Annotated in this window: 18 protein-coding genes and 1 pseudogene; 15 read left to right on the top strand and 4 right to left on the bottom strand. The window is 67.1% G+C overall.

Annotated features, from left to right (window positions below; translation table 11 throughout):
- From P3W85_RS39680 to P3W85_RS39640, 9 genes are all read left to right on the top strand, one after another.
- Positions 1-596 (top strand): ubiquinone biosynthesis accessory factor UbiJ (locus P3W85_RS39680; RefSeq protein ID WP_276268837.1); only part of this gene is annotated, 596 nt, incomplete at its 5' end.
- A gap of 72 nt (positions 597-668) precedes the next feature.
- Positions 669-2246, top strand: a complete 1578-nt coding sequence (gene ubiB, locus P3W85_RS39675; RefSeq protein ID WP_017226424.1) for a ubiquinone biosynthesis regulatory protein kinase UbiB — start codon at positions 669-671, stop codon at positions 2244-2246.
- A gap of 124 nt (positions 2247-2370) precedes the next feature.
- A complete protein-coding gene (locus tag P3W85_RS39670; RefSeq protein WP_276268836.1) occupies positions 2371-2994 on the top strand; it encodes a methyltransferase domain-containing protein in 624 nt (207 codons plus the stop codon).
- Positions 2995-3340: 346 nt separating this feature from the next.
- Positions 3341-4777 carry a sodium:solute symporter family protein gene (locus P3W85_RS39665; RefSeq protein ID WP_017226245.1) on the top strand — a complete coding sequence of 479 codons (1437 nt, stop codon included), beginning with the start codon at positions 3341-3343 and terminating at the stop codon, positions 4775-4777.
- Between the two features lie 199 nt (positions 4778-4976).
- Complete coding sequence (locus P3W85_RS39660) at positions 4977-5333, top strand: FmdB family zinc ribbon protein (protein ID WP_276268835.1); 357 nt, start codon at positions 4977-4979, stop codon at positions 5331-5333.
- A 14-nt stretch (positions 5334-5347) separates the two neighbouring features.
- Positions 5348-6046 (top strand): DUF502 domain-containing protein, encoded by a 699-nt coding sequence (locus P3W85_RS39655; protein ID WP_035815528.1) that lies wholly within the window; start codon positions 5348-5350, stop codon positions 6044-6046.
- 43 nt (positions 6047-6089) lie between these two features.
- A complete protein-coding gene (gene aspS / locus P3W85_RS39650) occupies positions 6090-7895 on the top strand; it encodes an aspartate--tRNA ligase (RefSeq protein WP_017229607.1) in 1806 nt (601 codons plus the stop codon).
- 176 nt (positions 7896-8071) lie between these two features.
- Entirely contained in the window at positions 8072-8308 is a 237-nt protein-coding gene (locus tag P3W85_RS39645) for a type II toxin-antitoxin system Phd/YefM family antitoxin (protein WP_017229608.1), read from the top strand.
- Complete coding sequence (locus P3W85_RS39640) at positions 8308-8685, top strand: type II toxin-antitoxin system VapC family toxin (RefSeq protein WP_276268834.1); 378 nt, start codon at positions 8308-8310, stop codon at positions 8683-8685. Before P3W85_RS39645 ends, P3W85_RS39640 begins: the two co-directional genes overlap by 1 nt.
- A 73-nt stretch (positions 8686-8758) precedes the next feature.
- Here P3W85_RS39640 and P3W85_RS39635 read toward each other — a convergent pair whose 3' ends face one another.
- Positions 8759-10057, bottom strand: a complete 1299-nt coding sequence (locus tag P3W85_RS39635; RefSeq protein ID WP_276268833.1) for an MFS transporter — start codon at positions 10055-10057, stop codon at positions 8759-8761.
- A gap of 34 nt (positions 10058-10091) precedes the next feature.
- The gene (gene speB, locus P3W85_RS39630; protein ID WP_051078581.1) at positions 10092-11078 is read right to left on the bottom strand and encodes an agmatinase; all 987 of its coding nucleotides are present in this window, start codon (positions 11076-11078) and stop codon (positions 10092-10094) included.
- 131 nt (positions 11079-11209) lie between these two features.
- Here speB and P3W85_RS39625 point away from each other — a divergent pair, with 131 nt between their 5' ends.
- From P3W85_RS39625 to P3W85_RS39610, 4 genes are all read left to right on the top strand, one after another.
- Positions 11210-12106, top strand: a complete 897-nt coding sequence (locus tag P3W85_RS39625; RefSeq protein ID WP_017229612.1) for a LysR family transcriptional regulator — start codon at positions 11210-11212, stop codon at positions 12104-12106.
- A 187-nt stretch (positions 12107-12293) separates the two neighbouring features.
- The gene (locus P3W85_RS39620; protein ID WP_276268832.1) at positions 12294-13181 is read left to right on the top strand and encodes a hypothetical protein; all 888 of its coding nucleotides are present in this window, start codon (positions 12294-12296) and stop codon (positions 13179-13181) included.
- A gap of 98 nt (positions 13182-13279) precedes the next feature.
- The gene (nudB, locus tag P3W85_RS39615; protein ID WP_017229613.1) at positions 13280-13753 is read left to right on the top strand and encodes a dihydroneopterin triphosphate diphosphatase; all 474 of its coding nucleotides are present in this window, start codon (positions 13280-13282) and stop codon (positions 13751-13753) included.
- Positions 13750-14532, top strand: a complete 783-nt coding sequence (locus tag P3W85_RS39610) for an endonuclease/exonuclease/phosphatase family protein (protein ID WP_276268831.1) — start codon at positions 13750-13752, stop codon at positions 14530-14532. Before nudB ends, P3W85_RS39610 begins: the two co-directional genes overlap by 4 nt.
- A gap of 47 nt (positions 14533-14579) precedes the next feature.
- On the opposite strand, the gene P3W85_RS39605 is transcribed toward P3W85_RS39610, so the two are convergent.
- The gene (locus tag P3W85_RS39605) at positions 14580-15446 is read right to left on the bottom strand and encodes a LysR family transcriptional regulator (RefSeq protein ID WP_276268830.1); all 867 of its coding nucleotides are present in this window, start codon (positions 15444-15446) and stop codon (positions 14580-14582) included.
- Positions 15447-15582: 136 nt separating this feature from the next.
- On the opposite strand from P3W85_RS39605, the gene P3W85_RS39600 reads away from it, so the two are divergent.
- On the top strand, positions 15583-16182 hold the full coding sequence (locus P3W85_RS39600; RefSeq protein WP_276268829.1) for a short chain dehydrogenase: 600 nt from the start codon (positions 15583-15585) through the stop codon (positions 16180-16182).
- Here P3W85_RS39600 and mobB read toward each other — a convergent pair.
- Positions 16167-16700, bottom strand: coding sequence for a molybdopterin-guanine dinucleotide biosynthesis protein B (gene mobB, locus P3W85_RS39595; RefSeq protein WP_276268828.1), 534 nt, complete (start codon positions 16698-16700; stop codon positions 16167-16169). The genes P3W85_RS39600 and mobB overlap by 16 nt on opposite strands.
- Positions 16701-16840: 140 nt before the next feature.
- Between mobB and P3W85_RS39590 the strand changes: the two are divergent.
- Positions 16841-17127: pseudogene (locus P3W85_RS39590) on the top strand (cardiolipin synthase ClsB); the annotation flags it as partial.

The raw sequence follows: 17127 nt of genomic DNA, 5'->3' as shown, positions 1-17127 counted from the left end.
AGCCCTTCGCCGGTCGTGTCATCCGCTTCGACGCCGCCGCGTTCACGCTCGCATTGAAGGTGACAGGGCAGGGCCTGACGGAACTGGCGCAGCCGGACGAAAGCCCGGACGTGACGCTGACCGTGCCCTTGCAGCAATGGCCATTGGTGGCGTCGGACGTCGCCGGCGGCGGGCAGGCGGCTGCGATGAAGCACGTGCGCATCGAAGGCGACGCCGAGCTGGCCAATACCGTATCCACGCTGGCCCGCGGCCTGCGCTGGGATGCCGCCGAGGACCTGTCGCGCGCGCTGCGCGGCATCCTGGGCGGTCCGCTCAGCGACAGCGTGGCGCAGCGGGTGGTGGAGGGCGTCCAGCAGGTGCACGCGCAGGCCACGCGGGTGGGGCGCACGCTGGTCGATAATGTGACCGAATACCTGCTCGACGAGCAGCCAACCCTGGTGCGCCATGCCGCGTTGGACGAGTTCAACGCCGGCGTGAGCGCGCTGCGCGACGATCTCGCGCGGCTGGAGAAGCGGCTGGAGAAACTCGAACAGCGCAGCCGGCCGGACCGTGGCGCTGCCGGCGCTCCCGGCTCGCTGCCTTCCGCGCATCGCTGAGCGCGGCTGACCGTTCGCCAGCCGCTGCTGGCCAATCCGCACTGCCCCGAATCCTGAAACTGAAGAACCTGCATGACCCGCTTCCTGCGCCTTTGCAAGATCGTTTTCGTCATCCTCTACTACGGCCTCGACGAACTCGTACTGTCCGGTTTCAAGAGCCGCCGCATCCGTTTCCTGGTGCGCGTCATCACCATCGGCCGCAAGCTCGACATGCCCCGCGGCGAACGGCTGCGGCTGGCGCTGACGCGGCTGGGGCCGATCTTCGTCAAGTTTGGCCAGGTGCTTTCCACCCGGCGCGATCTGATGCCCGAGGACATCGCCGACGAACTGGCCAAGCTGCAGGACCAGGTGCCGCCATTCGATCCGGTGGTGGCGGTCAAGATCATCGAGCGCTCGCTGGGCCGGCCGCTGGCCACCCTGTTCGACAGCTTCGACCACAAGCCGGTGGCCAGCGCCTCGATCGCCCAGGTGCATTTCGCCACGCTCAAGGGCGGCCCAAGCCATGGCCGCGAAGTAGCGGTGAAAGTCCTGCGCCCGGGCATGCTCCCGGTCATCGACAGCGACCTGGCCCTGATGCGCGACCTGGCTGCCTGGCTGGAGCGTTTCTGGGCCGACGGCAAGCGCCTGAAGCCGCGCGAGGTGGTGGCCGAATTCGATAAATACCTGCACGACGAACTCGACCTGATGATCGAGGCGGCCAACGCCAGCCAGCTGCGCCGCAATTTCGCCGAAACCAAGCTGCTGCTGGTGCCCGAGGTGTTCTGGGACTTCTGCAGCAGCGAGGTCTTCGTGATGGAGCGCATGCATGGCATCCCCATCTCGCGGACCGAATCGCTGCGGGCGGCCGGCGTCGACATGCATTCGCTGGCGGAGGAGGGCGTGGAGATCTTCTTCACCCAGGTGTTCCGCGACGGCTTCTTCCATGCTGACATGCACCCGGGCAATATCCTGGTGTCGGTGGCCCCGCAGAGCTTTGGCCGCTATATCGCGCTGGACTTCGGCATCGTCGGCGCGCTGTCCGAGTTCGACAAGAATTACCTGGCGCAGAACTTCATTGCTTTCTTCCGCCGCGACTACCATCGTGTGGCCTTGCTGCACGTGGAGTCGGGCTGGGTGCCGCCCGACACCCGGGTCGAGGAGCTGGAGAGCGCGGTGCGCGCCTGCTGCGAGCCTTATTTCGACAAGCCGCTCAAGGAAATCTCGCTGGGCATGGTGCTGATGCGCCTGTTCCAGACCTCGCGCCGCTTCAATGTCGAGATCCAGCCGCAACTGGTGCTGTTGCAGAAGACCTTGTTGAATATCGAAGGACTGGGCCGGCAACTCGACCCCGACCTGGACCTGTGGAAGACCGCCAAGCCCTTCCTGGAAAAATGGATGCACGAGCAGGTGGGCTGGAAGGGCGCCTGGGAGCGCATCCAGGTGGAGGCGCCGCAATGGGCCAAGATGCTGCCCGACTTCCCGCGCCTGGCGCACCAGTTCCTGGAGCGCCGCGCGCTGGTCGACAATGGCCAGCAGGAAAAGCTGCTGACCGCGCTGCTCGCCGAGCAGCGCCGCACCAACCGCCTGGTTGGCACGGCCTTGCTGCTGATCGGCGGGTTTGCCGCGGGGGTGGTGCTGACGGAATTGCTGGCCTGGGCTGGCTATTGGTAATGGTAGCCATTCCTCCCTGCCGGCGCCCGCGCGCTCCGGGCGAGACGGCGGCGCCAGCCGCCAGGCAGACAATGCGGCCGGCGGGACGCCTCAGGCCGACCGCCCCACGACAAGGAGACCTGGCATGAGCCAATCCGACAAGCCGGCCGCCACACCGGCCTTCGCCAGCCGCAATGCAGCTGATCCCGCCTTCTGGGACGAGCGCTTCGAGAAGGGATTCATGCCCTGGGACCTGGGCGGCGTGCCGGCCGAGTTCGAGGCGTTTGCCGGCGCCATGGCGCCATGCCCGACGCTGGTGCCCGGCTGCGGCAACGGCTGGGAAGCCGGCTGGCTCCATGCGCGCGGCTGGCCAGTGACCGCCATCGATTTCTCGCCGCAGGCGGTGGCGAGCGCGCGGCAGGCGCTCGGGCCGGCCGGGGTGGTGGTACGCGAGGCGGATTTCTTCGCCTTCGAACCCGAGCCGGCTTGCCAGCTTATCTACGAACGCGCCTTCCTGTGCGCCTTGCCGCCGGCCATGCGGGCCGCCTATGCCGGGCGCGTGGCGCAGCTGCTGCCGCCGGGCGGCCTGCTGGCAGGCTATTTCTTCCTGGACGAGACGCGTGGCGGGCCACCCTTCGCCATTCCGGAGCCGGAACTGCGCGCGTTGCTTGACCCGGCCTTCGAGCTGGTGGAGGCGCGGGCCGCCACCAGCTCGCTGCCGGTGTTCGCCGGCCGCGAGCAGTGGCAGGTCTGGCGCCGCCGTTCCTGAGTGCCGGCTTTCCTCGGCCGCGCACCGTATGACCACGGGTACGCCGCCTTCGGATGTCCCATGACGGGGTGCCGGAAAGCCGGGCGGAACAGGGCCGAGATACGCTTTCGTCACCTGTGGCGCTTGCGCTGCACCGGTCTGGCAATTTCCGCGCGGCCCGGGTTTTTCTTCGCCCCGCGGCGGCCTGCGTCGCTATAATCCGCGTTTTGATTCGGCTACGACCGCAGGCTAGCTCAGCCACCCATGCGGCCCCGACCGATGAGTTGGACTCCGGGCAGGGAAAGGTATCCCGCCCACCCGGCAACCGGTTTCTCGCCGCAAGGGCACTTTGGGATAGGGCAGCAGCATGCTGATCTGGTTCGTCGTCATCTACTGGATAATCTCCGTCGGCATCGGCCTGTGGGCCGCGCTACGGGTGCGCAACGCCACCGACTTCGCGGTGGCAGGCCGCAGCCTGCCGTTCTATATCGTCACCGCCACCGTGTTCGCGACCTGGTTCGGCTCGGAGACGGTGCTGGGCATCCCCGCGGTTTTCCTCAAGGAAGGCTTGTCCGGCGTGGTGTCCGATCCCTTCGGTTCCTCGCTCTGCCTGATCCTGGTCGGCCTGTTCTTTGCGCGTCCGCTGTACCGGATGAACCTGCTGACCATCGGCGATTACTACCATAACCGCTACGGGCGGCTGGCCGAGGTGCTGACCACGCTGTGCATCGTGATGTCCTACCTGGGCTGGGTCGCCGCCCAGATCAAGGCGCTCGGGCTGGTGTTCTTCACCGTCTCGGACGGTGCGCTGTCGCAGGAGGCCGGCATGATGATCGGCGCCGCCAGCGTGCTGGTCTACACCCTGTTCGGCGGCATGTGGTCGGTGGCGGTGACCGATTTCATCCAGATGATCATCATCGTGATCGGCATGCTGTACATCGGCTACGAAGTCAGCGGGCAGGCCGGCGGCGTGACGGCGGTGGTGTCGCACGCGGCGGCGGCGGGCAAGTTCGAGTTCCTGCCCTCGCTGGACCTGGTGCAGATCATCGGCTTCGCGGCGGCGCTGTTCACCATGATGCTGGGCTCGATCCCGCAGCAGGACGTATTCCAGCGCGTCACCTCGTCGCGTACCGAGAAGATCGCCGGGCGCGCCTCGGTGCTGGGCGGCGTGCTGTATTTCTTCTTCGCCTTCATCCCGATGTTCCTGGCCTATTCGGCCACCATGATCGATCCGGAGATGGTGCAGAAGTACATCAACACCGATTCGCAACTGATCCTGCCCAAGCTGATCCTGGCGCACGCGCCCATGTTCGCCCAGGTGATGTTCTTCGGCGCGCTGCTCTCGGCCATCAAGAGTTGCGCCTCGGCGACGCTGCTGGCGCCCTCGGTCACTTTCGCCGAGAACATCCTGCGCCCGTATTTCCGCCATCTCGACGACCGCCGTTTCCTGCGCGTGATGCAGGCCGTGGTGCTGGTCTTCGCCACCCTGGTGACGTTGTTTGCGCTGAACTCGCATCTTTCCATCTTCCGTATGGTGGAAAATGCTTATAAGGTCACCTTGGTTTCGTCCTTCGTGCCGCTGGCCTTCGGCATGTTCTGGAAGCCGGCTACTCGCCAGGGCGGCCTGGCCGCCATCCTGCTCGGTCTGGTTTCCTGGCTGGGGTGCGAGGTCGCCTTTGCCGACGCGGCCGTGCCGCCGCAGATGGTGGGGCTGGTGTTCTCCATCGGCGGCATGGTGTTCGGCTCGCTGCTGCCGCAGTGGATCGGCGACCACCCGCGGGTCAAGGAAGCGCATCTGGCCTGAGCGCCAGGGGCGCCGCAGGCAGCGCGCGTGCTGTCGGGGGCACTCCGGCCCCTTTTTTCCTCCGGCCCGGCGCGCTCAGAACGGTTTATAATTCAAGGCTTTGCACCGCCAGGTGGCGCTCGGGAACGGCAACTTCCCGGTCGGCGCGGCCGCGCGGTCCCACCTGTTTCCCGTTCCAGAATCCTCGCGGAGTGCCACTATGCCGATCTATGCCTACCGTTGCGACGCCTGCGGCCACGGGCGCGATGTGCTGCAGAAAATGAGCGATGCCCCGCTCACCGACTGCCCATCCTGCGGCGCGGCGGGTACGTTCAAGAAACAACTGACCGCCGCGGGCTTCCAGCTCAAGGGGTCGGGCTGGTATGTCACCGACTTCCGCGGCGGTAGCGGCACCGCGGCCGCGGCCGCCACCGGCGCTGCCCCGGCAGCCGCCGGCGCTGCGTCCGACAGCGGCGCCGCAGCGGCCACGACGTCCTCCGGCGATTCGTCCGCTTCCACCAGCACGGCCTCCACGAGCGCCGCCGGCGGTTGCGGCAGCGCCTGCGCTTGCCATTGAAGGCAGAACGCATCGTGGCAGCGAAGAAATCATCCGCCCTCAAGACCTGGTTCCTGACCGGGCTGCTGGTGCTGGTGCCGCTGGGCATCACGCTCTGGGTGCTGAACCTCATCATCGGCACCATGGACCAAAGCCTGGCGCTGTTGCCGGAAGCCTGGCAGCCTGTCCAGCTGTTCAAGGTACGCATCCCGGGCCTGGGGGCGATCCTGACGCTGCTGTTTATCCTGCTGGTAGGGTTGCTCGCCCATAACTTCATCGGCCAGCGCCTGGTGCGCTGGTGGGAAGCGCTGCTGCGCCATATCCCGGTGGTGGGGCCGATCTATACCAGCGTCAAGCAGGTGTCCGACACGCTGCTGTCCTCATCGGGCAATGCCTTTCGCAAGGCCCTGCTGGTGCAATATCCGCGCGAAGGCTCGTGGACCATTGCCTTCCTGACCGGCAGGCCCGGCGGCGATGTGCAGAATCACCTGCAGGGCGAGTACGTCAGCGTCTACGTGCCGACCACGCCCAATCCGACCTCGGGTTTCTTCCTGATGATGCCCAAGGCCGATACCATCGAACTCGACATGACCGTCGACGCCGCGCTGAAGTACATCGTCTCGATGGGCGTGGTGGCGCCGACCGAGCTGCCGCGCAAGAGCGGCGCGGTGCGCGCCGGCGAGGCGCAAGCCGAAGCCCTCGCCGAGTCCGCCGACTCATCGCATTCAAATTGATCGCCGGCCGCACCAGCGGCCGCGTTATTCCGGAAATTCTCTTATGTCCTCCATGCGTACTCACTATTGCGGTCTCGTGACCGAACAACTGTCGGGCCAGGAAGTGGCCCTGACCGGCTGGGTGCAGCGTCGCCGCGATCACGGCGGTGTGATCTTTATCGACCTGCGTGACCGCGAAGGCCTGGTACAGGTGGTGTGCGATCCCGATCGCCCCGAGATGTTCAAGGCCGCCGAAGAGATCCGCAACGAGTTCTGCGTCCGCATCACCGGCAAGGTCCGCCCCCGTCCGTCCGGCACCGAGAATGCCAACCTGACCTCCGGCAAGATCGAGGTGCTGTGCCATGAGCTGACCGTGCTCAACCCGTCGGTCACGCCCCCGTTCCAGCTCGACGACGACAACCTGTCCGAGACCACCCGCCTGACCCATCGCGTGCTGGACCTGCGCCGCCCGCAGATGCAGTACAACCTGCGCCTGCGCTACAAGGTGGCGATGGAAGTGCGCAAGTACCTGGACGCGCAAGGCTTCATCGACATCGAAACGCCGATGCTGGGCAAGAGCACGCCCGAAGGCGCGCGCGATTACCTGGTGCCCTCGCGTACCAACCCAGGCCACTTCTTCGCGCTGCCGCAGTCGCCGCAGATCTTCAAGCAGATGCTGATGGTGTCGGGCTTCGACCGCTATTACCAGATCACCAAGTGCTTCCGCGACGAGGACCTGCGTGCCGACCGCCAGCCCGAGTTCACGCAGATCGACTGCGAGACCTCGTTCCTGAGCGAGCAGGAGATCCGCGACCTGTTCGAGGACATGATGCGCACGGTGTTCAAGAACGCCATCGACGTCGACCTCGACGCCAGCTTCCCGGTGATGGAATTCCGCGAGGCCATGGCCCGCTTCGGTTCGGACAAGCCTGACCTGCGCGTCAAGCTCGAATTCACGGAACTGACCGACGCCATGAAGGACGTCGACTTCAAGGTGTTCTCCGGCCCCGCCAACAGCGAGAACGGCCGCGTGGTCGGCCTGTGCGTGCCGGGCGGCGCCGCCATCTCGCGCAGCGAGATCGATGCCTACACCCAGTTCGTCGCCATCTACGGCGCCAAGGGCCTGGCCTGGATCAAGGTCAACGAAGTGGCCAAGGGCCGCGACGGCCTGCAATCGCCGATCGTCAAGAATCTGCATGACGCGGCCATTGCCGAGATCCTGAAGCGTACCGGCGCCAAGGACGGCGACATCATCTTCTTTGGCGCGGACAAGGCCAAGGTCGTCAACGATGCCATCGGCGGCCTGCGCCTGAAGATCGGCCACTCCGAGTTCGGCAAGACCCACGGCCTGTTCGAGGACGTGTGGAAGCCGCTGTGGGTGATCGACTTCCCGATGTTCGAGTACGACGAGGACGATGCCCGCTGGGTCGCCATGCACCACCCGTTCACCAGCCCCAAGGACGAGCACCTGCAATACCTGGAAACCGATCCGGGCAAGTGCATCGCCAAGGCCTACGACATGGTCCTGAACGGCTGGGAAATGGGCGGTGGCTCGGTGCGGATCTTCCGTGAGGACGTGCAGAGCAAGGTGTTCCGCGCCCTGAATATCGGCGAGGAAGAAGCGCGTGCCAAGTTCGGCTACCTGCTGGACGCACTGCAATACGGCGCGCCCCCGCACGGCGGCCTGGCCTTCGGCCTGGACCGCATCGTCACCATGATGGCCGGCGCCGATTCGATCCGCGACGTGATCGCCTTCCCCAAGACCCAGCGCGCGCAAGACCTGCTCACGCAAGCGCCGAGCTCGGTCGACGAGAAGCAGCTGCGCGAGCTGCACATCCGCCTGCGCGCGGCGGAGCCGAAGATCGCCTGAACCTGAGCCAGCTTGTCGGGGAAGGGCCGCGCGAGAGCGCGGCCCTTTTTTTATTGGGTGCGCCCGGCAGGGCGCATGCACAGTAGCACTGCGCCATGAATTGCGCGAGCCGCGGCTGTACGTTGACGATCTCACTGGTGGTGGACTAATATGGACTTAGTCCACTAGGAGCAGCCATGCAGACTGTCAACATTCACGAGGCAAAGACAAACTTCTCCCGGCTGGTCGATGCCGCCGCCGCAGGGGAGGAGATTGTCATCGCCAAGGCTGGAAAGCCTGCCGCGCGGCTGGTTCCGATGGAGCGCGTCAAGCCGGTGCGCCGTTTCGGCATGCTGAAGGGAAAGGTGCACATCGCGGAAGACTTCGACGCTCCGCTGCCCGATGACTTGATCGCCGCGTTCGAGGGGCGTTGATGCGCCTGCTTCTGGACACGCATATCTACCTGTGGGTCGTGACCGACGACCGCAGGCTATCCAAGGCGGCGCGCAAGCTGATTGCCGACGCCGACGACGTATTCGTGAGTAGCGCCAGTATCTGGGAGGCGTCGATCAAAGCCGGCTTGGGCAAGCTGGACGCCGACGTGAATCAACTGGTTTCCGCGATCGAGACAAGCGGCTTTTCGGAACTTCCGGTGCGGGCCGTTCACGGTGCGGCAGTGCGCGATCTTCCTGATATTCACCGCGATCCCTTTGACCGGCTGCTGATTGCCCAAGCCATATGCGAGCCTTTGCGGCTGGTGACTGCCGACGGACACCTCGCCGGGTACACCGATCTCGTTGTTACCGTCTAGAAAAGCAGGAACCCGGTGAACCGGGTTCCTGCTTTCCAAAGGCTGGCCAAGGTTTGCTTCCTTCAGGCCAGCCTCAAACTCCCGCCGCGGTCGCGGGCAAGCCCACCTCCCGCACCCGTCCCACCCACACCACGCACACCAGCGATAGCGCCGCGAATCCCGCATAGAACATCGCCATCGGCCACCACTGCGGGAAGAAGCTGTCCGCCAGCAGCGTTGCCAGCAGCGGCGTCAGGCCGCCGGCGAAGGCGCCGCAGACCTGATATGACAGCGAGATGGCGGTGTAGCGGATGCGCGCGGCGAACATGCCGGTGACAAAGCCGGCGATGACGGCGTAGTACCCCGATTCGCACAGGGTGGCTATGGCGATGCCCAGGAACACCGTGTTCGGCTGCCCCATGCGCACCAGGGGCAGCATGACGAAGGGAACGACGATGGCGCATGCGGCAACGATGGCGAGCACGCGCCGGGTGCCGAACCGATCGGCCAGGTGCGCCGCGCCCAGTTGCACGAAGAACTGCAGCACCGCCACCCAGAACAGGCAGTCGAGGATCATCGCCCGGTCCAGCGCCAGGTACTGCGTGGCGTACGAGATCATGAAGATGTTGCTGAAGTACACGCCGGCGATGCCGTACACGTTGGCGCCGATCGCCAGCACGATCAACGGCCACGCGCGCAGCGCTTCGGCCAGCGGCTGGCGGGCCACGTCGCCGGTGGCCTGCATGGCTTCAAACTCCGGCGATTCGTTGACCGACAGCCGGATCACGAAGCCGACTGCCAGCAGCACCGCGCTGGCCAGGAAGGGCAGGCGCCAGCCCCATTGCATGAGGGCGTCGTGATCGAGCCGGCTGACGGCGCTGAAGGCCAGCATCGACAGGATCAGCCCGCCCGCGCTGCCCAGTTGCGCGAACGAAGCGAAGAACGTGCGCCGGCCCGCTGGCGCGTGCTCGCCTGCCAGCAACACCGCGCCGCCCCACTCGCCGCCGACCGCGATGCCCTGCAGCACGCGCAGCGCCACCAGCGCCACGGGCGCGATCCATCCCACCTGCGCATACGTCGGCAGGCAGCCGATCAGCACCGTGGCGACGGCCATCAAGGACAGCGTCCCCATCAGCGCGCGTTTGCGCCCGAGGCGATCGCCGATGCGGCCAAACAGCACGCCGCCGATGGGCCGCGCCAGAAAGCCGATGGCAAACGATCCGAACGAGGCCAGCAGGCTCAGCAGGCGGTTTTCGCCGGGGAAGAACAGCGGCCCGAAGACCAGCGCCGCGGCGGTGGCGTAGCTGTAGAAGTCATACCACTCGATGGTGGTGCCGACAAACGACGCCAGGGCGGCGCGGCGTGGCTGGGCAGCAGGCTGCCTGGTCTGCATGATGGATCTCCTGTTTATTGTTTTGGCGAAGGACTCAGGCGTCGCGGTACTCGACGCCGGGCAGCACGCACAGCAGTTCGAATGCCAGGTTGGCGCCGAGCAGCGCCGTGGTGCCGAACGGGTCGTACGGCGGCGATACCTCGACCAGGTCGGCGCCGACGATATCCAGTCCGCGCGCGCCACGTACGATCTCCAGCGCCTGCGGCACGGTGAGCCCGCCTATCTCCGGCGTGCCGGTGCCAGGCGCGTAGGCCGGGTCGATGCCGTCGATGTCGAAACTGATATAGACCGGGCCGCCCCGCAGGCGCGCGCTGACTTCTTCCATCAGCGGGGCCAGCGACCGGTGCCAGCATTCCTCGGCCGTGATCACGCGAAAACCCTGCTGGCGGCACCAGTCGAAATCCTCGGCGGCGTAGCCGGTGCCGCGCAGGCCGATCTGCACCACCCGGCCGCAGTCGAGCAGTCCTTCCTCCACCGCACGGCGGAACGGGGTTCCGTGCGCGATCTTCTCGCCGAACATGGTGTCGTTCACGTCGGCATGCGCATCGACGTGGATCAGCCCGACACGGCCGTACCTGGCGTGCAGCGCGCGCAGGATCGGCAGCGTGACGGTGTGGTCGCCGCCCAGCCCGATCGGGCGGCAGCCCGTGGCGACGATGTCGCGGTAGGCCGCCTCGATGCGTGCGATGGAGTCGTGCAGGTTGTACGGATTGGTCGCCACGTCGCCGACATCGGCCACGCGCAGGGAATCGAACGGGGCGGCGCGCGTGGCCATGTTGTAGGGCCGCAGCAGCACGGATTCGGCCCGGATCTGGCGGGGGCCCAGGCGCGCGCCGTTGCGGTTGGACGTGCCCAGGTCGAATGGCACGCCGACGAAGCAGGCATCCAGCCCGGCGGTGCTCCCCGCGGCGGGCAGCCGCATCATGGTGGCGATGCCGCCAAAGCGCGGCATGGCGTTGCCGGACATCGGCTGGAAGGGCTCGGCCTCCCCTTGCGGGTGGACCAGCTTGTTTGTATTCATGGCGATCGATTGGTCATGCCGCTGGCATTGCAGCATGCGTTGTTGGAGACCATGGCATTCTTTCCGATAGTTCCAGCGCGTAGAATGCGAACTTTCTTAACCAAACATTGATTCGGCTCAATGTATCGACCATGCTGGGACAGCCCTCCGATCTCGACCTGCGCCTGATCCGCGTCTTCCTGGCGGTGGTGGACGCCAACGGCATCACGCCCGCGCAGGCGACGCTCAACGTCAGCCAGTCCACCATCAGCACGCAGCTTGCGACGCTGGAAACGCGCCTGGGCTACCGCCTGTGCGAGCGTGGCCGCAGCGGTTTCCGGCTGACCGCGCGCGGGCAGCAGTTCGTCGAGTCCGGGCGCAAGCTGCTGGCGGCGCTCGATGTCTTCGGCGCGCAAGCGCGCAAGCTGGGCCGCACCCTGGTGGGCACGCTCAGCCTGGGCTTGATCGGGCATACGCCGGTGAGCGCCAACGCGCGCATCAGCCAGGCGATCGAGCGCTTCCGCCAGCGCGACGAGTCCGTGCATTTCGCGGTGTCGGTACGTTCGCCGGGGGAATTGGAAGGGCTGCTGCTGGACGGCAAGATCCACATGGGCATCGGCTACTTCTGGCACCGCGTGCCCGCGCTCGAGTACACGACCATCTTTCACGAAACGCAGCTGGCCTATGCCGGGCGAGGCCATCCGCTCTTTGCCGGGGCCGGGCGCGTAGACCCCGCCGCCGCGCTCGCCCATGCCTGGGCCTGGCGCAGCTATCCGCTGCCGGCCGCCGCGGGTTCGCCGGCCGACCGGCTGGTGACGGCGGTGGCTGACAACATGGAGGCGGTGGCAATGCTGGTGCTGTCCGGCCGCCATCTGGGCTACCTGCCGGAGCATTTCGCGGCGCCCTACGTGCAGCAGGGCCAGCTGGCTCCGCTTGCGCCCGCGTCGATGCGCTATGACGTTCCGTTCGACATGGTGGTGCGCCGCAGGCCGCACCGCAACGATCTGGTGGACGCGTTCATCGCCGACATGAAGGCGGCGCACGCCTGAACACAAGCCGCCCAGGCCCGGCGCTTTTGCTCTCGCGCGCCGCGTGCCACAGCCGGCACCCGCCGCCTCGTTTCCAATTGTTACGCCGAGGAACGAAGCGGTGCCGGCCAAGGTCTTCTCCCTTTATAGCAGCGCCAAGCCGCAAGCCCATTTCGAAGGCACGCCGGCCGCGCGGGAGGAATCTGCCGTGTCCCTGGATGTAGAACTGATCCGCCAGTTTTTGCTGGCCCATGCCGAAACCATCCTCACCTGGCTGGCGGCCGGGCTGGTCATGATGTTGCTGGCGCGTTTCGAGCTGAGGCGCGCCGTGCGGCGTTCCGCGGTGGCCATGTCGGAATCGGTGGCGACCACCGTGGCGGCCTGCGTGCCGGATATCGCCCATGCCGCGCAGGGCGGCGGCGCGTCCGCACCAATGCCCGAGCCAGTGGAGATGCAGCGTGCCGAAGCGCTGCGCCGGGTTGCGCTGGATACGGTGGGAACCGTGATGGCGCGCGGACGCTGGCTGGAAGACCTCGGCAACCTGCGCGTGGCCGACGATGCGCTGCTGCCGGGCAGCCGCGCCGGCAGCGCGGATCCCTTGCTGGTGGTGGCGCCCCAGCCGGTGGTGCAGGCTTATCTCTCGGCCCAGCGCAGCTTCGAAGAGCACGCCGCGCGCCTGCGCGACGAACGCCGCGAGGCGCTGCGCCTGCAGGACGGTTTGCAGGCCCTGGTGGCGGAAGCCGCGCATATCGAACAGGAAACCGGCAGCATCGTCATGCGCTTCGAGCAGGTCAATGCGCAGGCGGCCCAGGGCGTGGAGGGCGGCGACTACCAGCGCTTCCTGATCCAGAAATACAACGCACTCGGCCTGCGCGAGAAGGAAATCGCGCAGGAGCGCGCGCAGCTGCAGGCCCAGGCCCGGCAATGCGCCGATCGCCTTGCCGAGCACGCGCATGCGGCGGCGCGCGAATACACCCGGGCGCTCACGCCGCTGATGCAGCAACTCCGCGCCGCGTGGGGACATGGCGATTCGCCCGGCGTGTTCGAGACGTGGCTGCGCGAAGCGCCGGCGCGCTCCAGCGTGCACGCAGCATAAGTGTCAGGCACGGCCGGCGGGACCGCGCTGCATCGCGCTTTCCCGTGGCGGCAGGGCGCATCTGCGGTAAGCTTGAGGACGTTGTCCGCCCTCTTCCCATGTCCTACAAAATCCCCGAATCCGTCCTGGTGGTGATACACACGCCGGACCTGCAAGTGCTGTTGCTGGAACGCGCCGACCGCCCCGGTTTCTGGCAGTCCGTGACAGGCAGCCTGGACACGCCCGACGAGCCGGTCGCCCTGACGGCCGCGCGCGAAGTCGCCGAGGAAACCGGCATCGTCGCCGCCGACCACCAACTGGCCGACTGGCAGCACGCCATCGATTACGAAATCTATCCGCAGTGGCGCCACCGTTATGCGCCCGGCGTGACGCGCAACACCGAACACTGGTTTGGCCTGCGGGTGGCGCAGCCGGTACCCGTGACGCTGGCGCCGCGCGAGCACCTGCAGTGGCAGTGGCTGCCGTGGCGGGAGGCCGCCGCGCGCTGCTTCTCCAGCAGCAATGCCGAGGCGGTGCTGCAACTGGGCTGGCGCGTGCAGGGGCTGCACACTGCCTGTGGAGCGGGCTCATGAGACTGCGCGTCGTCACCTACAACATTCACAAGGGCGTCACCGGCATCCAGCGCAAGTCGCGTATCCACACGGTGCGCGATGGCCTCCAGGTGGTCGACGCCGATATCGTGTTCCTGCAGGAAGTGCAGGACCGCAACGACCGCCTGGTGGCGGCCGCGTTGTTCGACCCGGACTATACCCAGCTCAACTATCTGGCCACCGACGCCTATCCGCATTCGGTCTACGGGCGCAACGCGGTGTACGACCACGGCCACCACGGCAATGCCATCCTGTCCCGCCATCCCATCCTGATGTCGGAAAACCTCGACATCTCCGACCATCGCTTCGAACAGCGCGGTTTGCTGCATGCGGTGGCCGATATGAACGGGGTCGAGGCTCACCTGATCTGCGTGCATTTCGGCCTGTTCGCGCGCAGCCGCGCGCGCCAGGCCGAGGCGCTGGTCAAGCGCGTGCGCGACGTGGTGCCGGCCGACGCGCCGCTGGTGATCGCCGGCGACTTCAACGACTGGAATCACCGGCTCGACGCGCTGATCTGCACCACGCTGGGTGCGACCGAGGTTTCCCACGCGGGCGGCGCGCGTCTGCATACTTTCCCCAGCCACATGCCGTGGTGGCAGCTCGACCGCATCTACGTGCGCGGTTTCGAGATCGAACGGGCCAGCGCGCTGACCGGCCGCGACTGGGCGCAGCGCTCGGACCACGTGCCGCTGATGGCGGAACTGGCACGGATCACCGTGCCGGAACGGCCGGTTGCCCATCCGGCAGGCATCTCGTCCTGAAACGCCGTGCGGATCCGGGGGCGCTCCGGGTCCGCATCGCGCCTCCGTCAGGTCCCCATCCTCTCCAGCATGATGTCCACAAAGCGCGCCTGCTTGGGCAGCGGCCGCGGGTCGCGCGCATAAAGCAGGTGCACGGGCCGCGGCGGCGGCGTGGCGTCTTCCAGCACCGGCACCAGCAGCCCTGCGGCAAGGTCCGCCGCTAGCAGCACCTCCGGCTGCATCACGATGCCGCAGCCGGCCAGTGCCGCGCGCCGCAGCGCCTGGCCGTTGTTGGCCGCGAGCGGCGCCGGGCCATCCCCGGACGCCGGCCAGCCCATGCCTTGCGGCCACAGCAGGTGGTTCAGGCAACGGTGTCCGGCCAGGTCCGCCAGCGTGCGCGGATGGCCCGCTCGCGCGAGGTAGGCGGGCGCGGCGCAGATGGCCATGCGATAGGGCCGCAAGGGGCGCGCCACCAGGTGGTCGGAGCTGGCCAGTGCGCCGATGCGCACCGCGGCGTCGAAGCCGTCGGCGATCAGGTCCGTGAAGGCATCGTCCAGCACCAGTTCCACCGTAACTTCCGGGTAACGCAGCAGGTAGACCGATACCGCCTCGGCCACCGCGGTCTCACCGAGCGTCACCGGCGCGGTGATGCGCAGGCGGCCGCGTGGCTGGCTGTGCAGGCGTTCGGCAACGGTCTCCGCATTGCGGACGCGCTCCAGTATCTGCCGGCATTCGTCCAGGAAGAGGCGGCCGGCCTCGGTCAGGCTCTGGCGGCGCGTACTGCGCTGCAACAGGCGCACCCCGAGGTGGCGCTCCAGCTGGCCGACATGCTTGCCCACCATCACCGCCGACAGGCCCAGCGCATCGGCGCAGGCACTGAAGCTGCCGGCCTCGGCGGCGGCGGCGAACACTTCCATGCTGCGCAGCTTGTCCATGGATTGCTAATTAAAAGTTAGTGATCTGCGAAATCCTAACCCATTTATTCACCAGCAACCGCATTCCAGAATGCCATCCTGATAGCGAAGGGAAGGAATCCCGCGCTCGCAAACAACCGGACTCACGGGGAATATCATGAAAATTGTTGTGATCGGGGCCAGTGGCACGCTCGGCCAGGCGGTGGTGCAGAACCTGTCGGCTCGCCACGAGGTGGTGCGTGTCAGCAAGTCGCGCGGCGATCATCGGGTCGACCTGACCCAGCCGGACTCGGTTCAGGCCTTGTTCGAAGCGACCGGCCGCGTGGATGCGATCGTTGCCACCACGGGGAGCCTGTTCTTTGGCCCGCTGGCGCAGATGCGCGCCGAGGATTTCGCGATCGGGCTGCAGGACAAGCTGCTCGGGCAGGTGAGGCTGGCGCTGGTCGGTCAGCACTACCTCAACGACGGCGGCTCGATCACCCTCACCAGCGGCATTGTCGGCAGCGAGCCGATCCGCCAGGGCGCCAATGCCGGCAGCGTCAACGCCGCGCTGGAAGGGTTCGTTCGCTGCGCGGCCCCGGAACTGGAGCGCGGCCTGCGCATCAACGTGGTCAGCCCGACCGTGGTGCAGGAGTCATGGGGCGCCTACGGCGAGTTCTTCCCCGGCTTCGAGGCAGTCCCCGCGGCGCGCGTGGCGCTGGCTTTCCAGCGCAGCGTAGAAGGGCCGCAGAGCGGCCATGTCTATCGGGTCTGGTAAGGCGGGGGCAACTGGCACGCGCCATCGCGGACAAGGGCGTAGATGGCGTCGAGGTCGGCCAGGTCCAGCACCGGCAGGGCGGTGAGTGCGGCCACCGCCTGGGGCTGGTCGCTGGCCACGGCTACGATGCTCCGTACCTCCGGCCATAGCGGCGGCAGGCCCAGCGACGGCCGGAACACTTCCAGCTTGGGGAAATCGCTGCGCTTGTAGCCTTCCACCAGCACCAGGTCCGTGTCGGCGGGCAGCACGGCGAGTGCGTCGGCCAGTTCGGGGGAGGGTTCGGACTCGGGATAGCGGCGCATCAGCGTCAGGTGGCGCGCGCCCACCAGCACGACATTGGCGCAGCCGGCCTGGCGCATGCGCCAGGAATCCTTGCCGGGGGTGTCGGGATCGAAACCATGATGGGTGTGCTTGATGCCGGCCACGCGCACGCCGGCGGCGACGAAGCGGGGGATCAACTGGTCCAGCAGGGTGGTCTTGCCGCTGCCGGACGACCCGGAGATGCCGAAAACCTTCACGATGTGGGGGCGGTGACGGGATAAAGCGCCGACGATAGCAGAGATCCGCCGCAAAGGCCTGCAATCGTGAGCCGGGCTGGCACGCCGCCTGCGTGACCCGCAGCACGCACAGCGCACCGGCGTGCCTGATAATGTGGCCCATGTTCCCGATTCCACTCCCGCGCCAGCCGCTGGCGCTGCCTTCCGGGCTCGCCGCCGCGCGCGACGACGCCGAAGCGTCGGCCGCGCCGCGCCAGCCGCGGCACGCTGGCCCACTGCGCTCCGAATGGCGCCGCGGCAAGCCGGTGGGCGGCAACCAGGTCCGTCTGCTGCGCGGCGGGGAGGCGTTCTTTCCGGCCTTGATTGCGGCCATCGACCGGGCCGCCTTCTCCGTTTCGCTGGAAACGTATATCTATGCCGGCGACGACGTCGGCATGGCCGTGACGGA

The sequence above is a fragment of the Cupriavidus basilensis genome (genome assembly GCF_029335485.1).
GTDB lineage: Bacteria > Pseudomonadota > Gammaproteobacteria > Burkholderiales > Burkholderiaceae > Cupriavidus > Cupriavidus basilensis_E.
The sequence above is the reverse complement of the archived record's forward strand: the minus strand, read 5'-3'. Positions and strand labels throughout refer to the sequence as shown.